General features: G+C 71.2%; 4 protein-coding genes. 3 read left to right on the forward strand and 1 reads right to left on the reverse strand.

What is annotated here, in order from left to right:
• Nucleotides 1-55 precede the first annotated feature (55 nt).
• Together JHN63_RS46125 and JHN63_RS46130 are read left to right on the forward strand one after the other, a co-directional pair.
• Entirely contained in the window at nt 56-2,215 is a 2,160-nt protein-coding gene (locus JHN63_RS46125) for an AGE family epimerase/isomerase (protein ID WP_200691113.1), read from the forward strand.
• Nucleotides 2,208-3,425, forward strand: a complete 1,218-nt coding sequence (locus tag JHN63_RS46130; RefSeq protein ID WP_234478707.1) for an IS701 family transposase — start codon at nt 2,208-2,210, stop codon at nt 3,423-3,425. The genes JHN63_RS46125 and JHN63_RS46130 overlap by 8 nt, the downstream gene beginning before the upstream one ends.
• 55 nt (nt 3,426-3,480) lie before the next feature.
• Here the strand turns inward: JHN63_RS46130 and JHN63_RS46135 are convergent, their stop codons facing one another.
• The gene (locus JHN63_RS46135) at nt 3,481-5,166 is read right to left on the reverse strand and encodes an ABC transporter family substrate-binding protein (protein WP_307782151.1); all 1,686 of its coding nucleotides are present in this window, start codon (nt 5,164-5,166) and stop codon (nt 3,481-3,483) included.
• Between the two features lie 112 nt (nt 5,167-5,278).
• Between JHN63_RS46135 and JHN63_RS46140 the strand changes: the two genes are divergently transcribed.
• Nucleotides 5,279-6,262 (forward strand): ABC transporter permease, encoded by a 984-nt coding sequence (locus JHN63_RS46140; RefSeq protein WP_200691114.1) that lies wholly within the window; start codon nt 5,279-5,281, stop codon nt 6,260-6,262.
• Nucleotides 6,263-6,299 lie beyond the last annotated feature (37 nt).

Here is a 6,299-nt window from a genome sequence, read left to right on the forward strand (position 1 = left end):
CAGGGCCGCAGCGTCGTCCTGCTGGCGGCCCTGCCCGACGAGAAGGGCACCTGAGATGAGTACACCTGCCCAACGACGCATCCACTCCGACACCCTCGCGGGCTACGTCACGTACTACAGCCCCACCGGACGCCGCTTCGGCCTGCGCACCTCCGACGAACGGGAGTTCACGGTCCACCTGGCGTCCAACGCCGTCTCCCGCATCGTCCGCAACCTCGGCGACGACTACCGCGACACCACCGCCGACACCGTCGACATGCTGGCCGAGGGCCGGTTCGTCTTCGCGTACGGCATCCTCTACGAGTGGGAGGGCGGCTCCCGGTTCGACGCGAAGGAGATCACCTTCCCGGAGGAGATCCGCGGCCAGTACGTCTTCGAGCACCCGAACTGGTGGGTCCAACAGGCCACCGCCATCGCCGACTTCTATCTGCGCGGCCAGTTCCCCGACGGGGTCTACGACTGGCGCGGGTTCCGCACCCACCTCACGCTCAGCGGCACCCATCTGCCGGACTTCGCCGGCGGGGACGTGCGCCAGGAGACGGACACCATCTCCCGGCTCATTTACGGCCTGTCCACGGCCTACCTGCTGACCGGCAAGGACCGCTTCCTGGAGGCGGCCGAGGCCGGCACCCTGTATCTGCGCGAGCACATGCGGGTGGACGACGTGGCCGACGGCATCACCTACTGGTACCACGGCATCGACATCACCTCCTCGGGCCACCGCCCCGTCTTCGCCTCGGAGTTCGGCGACGACTTCGACGCGATCCCGATGTACGAGCAGATCTACGCGCTCGCCGGCCCCACCCAGACCTTCCGCATCACCGGCGACCCACGGATCCTGGAGGACATCGACCGGACGTCCGCCCTGTTCCAGAAGTACTTCCGCGATCCCGTGCGCGGCGGGTTCTTCTCGCACATCGACCCGATCACGCTCGACCCGAACGCCGACTCGCTGGGTCGCAACCGGGCCCGCAAGAACTGGAACTCGGTCGGCGACCACGCTCCGGCGTATCTGATCAACGCCTATCTGGCCACGGGCCGTTCGGACTTCGCGGCGCTGCTGGAGGAGACCGCGGACACCATCGTGGAGCGGTTCCCCGACGAGCCGAACAGCCCGTTCGTGCAGGAGCGCTTCCACGCCGACTGGAGTCCGGACCGGACCTGGGGCTGGCAGCAGGACCGGGCGGTCGTCGGCCACAACCTCAAGATCGCCTGGAACCTGACCCGCATCAAGGCCCTGTTCGACAAGCCCGAGTACGGCACGACCGCCGAGCGCATCGCCGAGATCATGCCCGCGGTGGGCAGCGACGGGCTGCGCGGCGGCTGGCTGGACGTGGTCGAGCGGCAGCCCGACCCGGACAGCGGCATCCACCGCATGGTGTGGCACGACCGGAAGGCCTGGTGGCAGCAGGAGCAGGCGATCCTCGCCTATCTGATCCTGGCCGGCACCACCGGCGACCCGGAGCAACTGCGGCTGGGGCGTGAGGCGGCGGCGTTCTACAACGCCTTCTTCCTCGACTACCAGGACGGCGGCGTGTACTTCAACGTGCTCGCCGGCGGCATCCCCTATCTGCTGGGCACCGAGCGGCTCAAGGGCAGCCACGCCATGGCCGGCTACCACGCGCTGGAGCTGTGCTACCTGGCGGCCACCTACACCGGGCTGCTGCTCAGCAACGACCCGGTCACCCTGCACTTCAAGCCCCGTCCGGAGGACCTCCCGGACCGGGTGCTGCGGGTGGCGCCCGATCTGCTGCCGGCCGGCTCGGTGGAGCTGACCCGGGTGTGGCTCGACGACCAGCCGTACCGCGACTTCGACGGCAAGGCCCTGACGGTCCGGCTGCCGCGCGGCGACGAACCGGTGCGGGTCCGCGTCGAGTTGGAGCCGGCCACGATGCGGCTGCGGATGCGCACCTCGTTCGACGGCGGCACCGCGCACGTCAGTTGCCACGGTGTGATCGACGCGGCCGAACTGGGCAAGTTCCGCCGGATCCTGGCCGAGGTGATGGCGGCGGCCCCGCAGCGCGTGGAGTTCCATCTGTGCGAGGTCGGGGGCATGTGCCGGCCCGCCATCAACGAGCTGCTGTTCCAGCGCACCAAGGCGGGCCTGGACGTCGACTTCGTCATCGTGGGCTGCGCGCTGCCGGACGTGGCGGACGCGTTGCTCGCGACGGACGCCTTCCTGCTGGCTGGGGGTGACGAGTGCAACCATGACTGAACTCGCGACCTTCACCCTCCCATTACCCTCGATGCGCACCCCGGGGGCACCGCCGGGCGCCCTGGCCGGGCTCCCCGCCTACTGCCGTGATCTGTTCGGCGACTTCACCCGCGCCGACCAGCGGCGCTGGGGCGAGGTGTATGTGCGCGGGCTGCTGGACGTGCCCGGGCGCAAGACACCGGCCCGGATCTCCGAGCAGGTGCTCGGCCGGCGGGCCGTGCAGCAGATCCAGCAGTTCGTGAACCAGAGTCCGTGGGCGTCGGCTCCCGTGCGGGGGCGGCTCGCCCGGCAGGTGGTGCGGGCCTCGCGGGCCGAGGCCTGGTCCATCGACGAGGTCGTCTTCGCCAAGAACGGCGACCGCTCGGTGGGCGTGGCCCGGCAGTACGCGGCCTCCCAGGAGCGGACCGTGAACTGCCAACTGGCCCTCGCCGCCTCGCTGGTGGGGCAGGCCGGCGGGGTCCCGGTGAACTGGCGGCTGATGCTGCCGGCCCGCTGGGACCTCGACGAGCGGCTGCGCGGCCAGGCCCACGTACCGGTCCAGGAACGCTGCCGGCCGCGCTGGAGCTATGTCCTGGAGGCGCTCGACGAGATGCTCGACGAGTGGTCCCTGGAACCGCTGCCGGTGCTGGCCGACTGGCGCTGCGAGAGCGACCCGGATCCCCTGCTGCGCGGTCTGGAGGCACGGGGGCTCGGCTATCTCGTGCAGGCCGCGCCGCACACCCCGGTGCTGCTGCCGCGCCGCCAGGCCACCGCCCCGGGGGTGCGCGGCACGCTCGCCGAACTGGCCGCGCACGCGGCCCGGCACGGTGAGCGCACCTCGGTGACCTGGCACGACCCGGTGACCGAGCGCATGCGGCACTCGGAGTTCGTGACGGGCCCGGTCCTGCTGCGCGCGGACCCGGCCGCCGCCACGGCACCCCGACCGCGGCTCCTGCTCGCGGACTGGCCCTACGGCCGCCCCCGGCCGCGCGCCTACTGGCTGACGAACCTCCCGGCCCGCCGGCTCGCGGAGATCGTGCCGCTGGCGCAGCTGCGGCGGTTCGCCGAGGAGGCGCTGGTCCGGATGCACGAGGAGTTCGGGCTGGGCGACTTCGAGGGCCGGTCCTTCCGGGGCTGGCACCACCATGTGACGCTGGCCTCGGCCGCGTTCGGCTACGACATGGTGCGCCAGCAGGCCGACGAGAGAGCCCTGAGCCGGACGCGTGTCTGAACCCGCACCCCGCGGCGGCCCCGTACGGATACGTCCGTACGGGGCCGCCGTGCGCTCACTTCTGCCAGCCGACCCGGCTGAAGTCGACGTCGCCGAGGCCCGGCACCCCGTAGTTCGCCAACCCCTTGCGCACGGCGAGGATCTGGGGCCGCTGGTAGAGCTCGATGTCGTGACCGAGCGCCCAGATCTCGGCGTCCGCCCGGTCGTAGAGCTTCTGGGCCGCCTTCTGGTCGAGGGTGCCGACGGCCTGGGCGAGGAGGCTGTCGACCTCGGCCGAGCCGACCCCGCCGTAGTTCTGGAACGGCTGTCCGGCCTTGGGCCGTCGGTAGACGGCATAGGCGGAACTGGGGTAAGTCAGGCCGGTGAAGCGGAAGATGGCGAGGTCGAAGTTGCCCTTCTCCAGGTACTGGGACGCGTAGGCGGAGGCGGGCACCTGCTGGATGACGACCTGGACGCCGACCTGCGCGAGCATGTGCTGGACGAGCTGGGCGAGATCCTCGCCGAGCCGGTTGGTGCCCTCGCTCAGCACGAAGCGGAGGGTGAGGCTACGGCCGTTCTTGATCCGCGGTTTCCCGCTGCCCGGGCTCTGCCAGCCCGCGGCGGCCAGGGCGCGTTCGGCGGCGCCGGGGTCGTAACTCCCGTACGGGCGGGAGTCGTCGGTGTATCCGGGCTGGTTGGTCATGAAGAAGTGGTTGCCGAGCAGCGGCACCTTCACCGGGAGGCCCTGGGCCGCGACCTCCGCCAACGCCGAGCGGTCGACGGCCTGTTGGACCGCGTTGCGCACGGCCTTGTCGGCGAGCGGGCCGCCCGCGCCGTTGAGGGTGATGTGCACCTCGTCCCACGCGGAACCGATGCGGATGTCGCTGTCGCGGGCGCTCTTCAACTGGGCGTAGGCCTCGCTGGTGGCCGCGTTGACCGCGTCGACCTCGCCGTTCAGGAAGGCCTGGAGGGCGGCGTCGGCGTCGAGGACGCGGAAGACGATGCGGTCGAGCCGGGGCCGGGTGCCCCACCAGTGGGGGTCGGGCACGAAGGTGAGCGTCTCCGCCGTCCGGTCGTCCGAGGCGAGCTTGAACGGCCCGGCGGTGATGGGGAGTTGCCCCTGCCAGCCGGTATTGAAGCGCTGCGGGGTGTCATAGCCGGCCGCCGGGAAGAGCGGGGTGAACAGCCTGCGCCAGTCGGCGTACGGCCGCTTGAAGGTGACCCGGACCTCGTGCGGGCCGGTGCCCTGGCGGACGTCGGAGATGCGGTCGTAGCCGCTGGTGTCGGCGACCAGGTAGCGCTGGTCGGTGCCGCTGAGCGCGTGCCACTGGGCGGCGAAGTCCCGCCAGCTCAGGGCCTTTCCGTCGGACCAGCGGGCCTTCGGGTTGAGCCGGTAGGTGACGACCTGGGGCTCGGTGGCGGTGACGGACGCGGAGAGCAGGTAGTCGGGGACAGCGTGCGGGACGCCCTTGACGTCACGGGCGAAGAGCCGGGGCTCGGTGAAGCTGTCGACGGTCCACACGTCGTCCAGGGCGCCGTCGACGTGGTCGAAGTTGAACTGCGTGATCATCTGCGCGATCGGCAGGGTCAGCGTCCCGCCCGAGCGAAGGGCCCCTGTGGGCTGGGAGTTGATGTCGGAGGTGCCGTACGTCGGCAGGGCCGCATGTCCTTCGGCGGCCGGGGAACCGGTACAGCCGGTCGCGGTGAGAAGGGTGAGAGCACATGCCACCGTCCAGGCGAACCAGACCCGTAGTCGCTGCACCAAACGGCCCTCCCAGTGCGGACGAACCGTCAACTGCCCGAACTGTCCGGCGAATTACGGAGCCGGAGCTTAACATCACGATGTGTCACCCACATGAAGCGGAACGAGTTCCATGCTCTCCCTGATCATCAGGCGCCTGGTCCACTGCACGATCCTCTTCCTCTCCTCCGTCGTCCTCACCTACACCCTCGCCTCGGCGGCGCTCGATCCGCGCGCCTATTTCGAGGGCCGGCAGCCGCCCCCGCCCAGCCGGGTCGTCGACGCCGAGCTGTCCCGGCTGGGCATGGACGACCGCGCCCCGCTGCCGGAACGCTTCGCGCACTGGGCGGACCGGGCGGCCCACGGCGACCTGGGCCGGACCATCGACGGCGAGTCCGTGAACGCCGAGTTCGGCCGCCGGGTCGGGGTGTCGCTCCGGCTGCTCCTGGTGGGCACCGTCACCGGCACCGTCGTCGGGGTGCTGGCCGGGGTGTGGGCGGCGGTCCGGCGCGGCGGGCTGGGCGACCGGGCGCTGACGGTGTTCTCGTTCGCGGTGCTGTGCGTGCCCACCTTCGTGCTGGCGCTGCTGCTGAAGACCGGGGCCCTCTCCGTCAACCGGGCCGCCGGCAGCACCGTCATCCTCTACACCGGCGAGCACACACCGGGGCTCCAGGCCGGCTGGCCGGTCCAACTGCGCGACACCGCCGCCCACTTGCTGCTCCCGGCGATCTGTGTGGCGATCCCCGCGATCGCCACGTACAGCCGCTACCAGCGGGCCGCCACCCTCGATGTGCTCGGCGCCGACCATCTGCGCACCGCGCAGGCCAAGGGGCTCACCCCGGGGCGGGCGCTGCTGCGGCACGGGCTGCGGATCTCGCTCGTCCCGGTGTCGGTGTTCTTCTCCTTCGGGGTGCTGACCCTGTTCACCGGGGCCGTGTTCACCGAGGAGATCTTCGGCTGGCCCGGCATGGGCAGTTGGCTCGTCGACTCGGTGCAGAAGGGCGACGTCAACTCGGTGGTGGCGATCGACCTGTTCGCCGCGGCCGTCGTCCTGCTCGCCGGGCTGCTGGCCGATGTCGTGCACGCGCTGCTCGATCCCCGGGTACGGCAGCCGTGAGCGCCGGGGGGCGGGGGCGGGCGGTGCTGCGGCGGAT

The organism is Streptomyces sp. MBT65, from assembly GCF_016612545.1.
In the GTDB taxonomy this organism is placed as follows: domain Bacteria; phylum Actinomycetota; class Actinomycetes; order Streptomycetales; family Streptomycetaceae; genus Streptomyces.

What these genes read in the sequence shown, in the direction of transcription:
- JHN63_RS46130 (WP_234478707.1), top strand. Translation starts at nt 2,208, where the DNA reads ATGACTGAACTCGCGACCTTCACCCTCCCATTACCCTCGATGCGCACC.
- JHN63_RS46140 (WP_200691114.1), top strand. Translation starts at nt 5,279, where the DNA reads ATGCTCTCCCTGATCATCAGGCGCCTGGTCCACTGCACGATCCTCTTC.
- JHN63_RS46125 (WP_200691113.1), top strand. Translation starts at nt 56, where the DNA reads ATGAGTACACCTGCCCAACGACGCATCCACTCCGACACCCTCGCGGGC.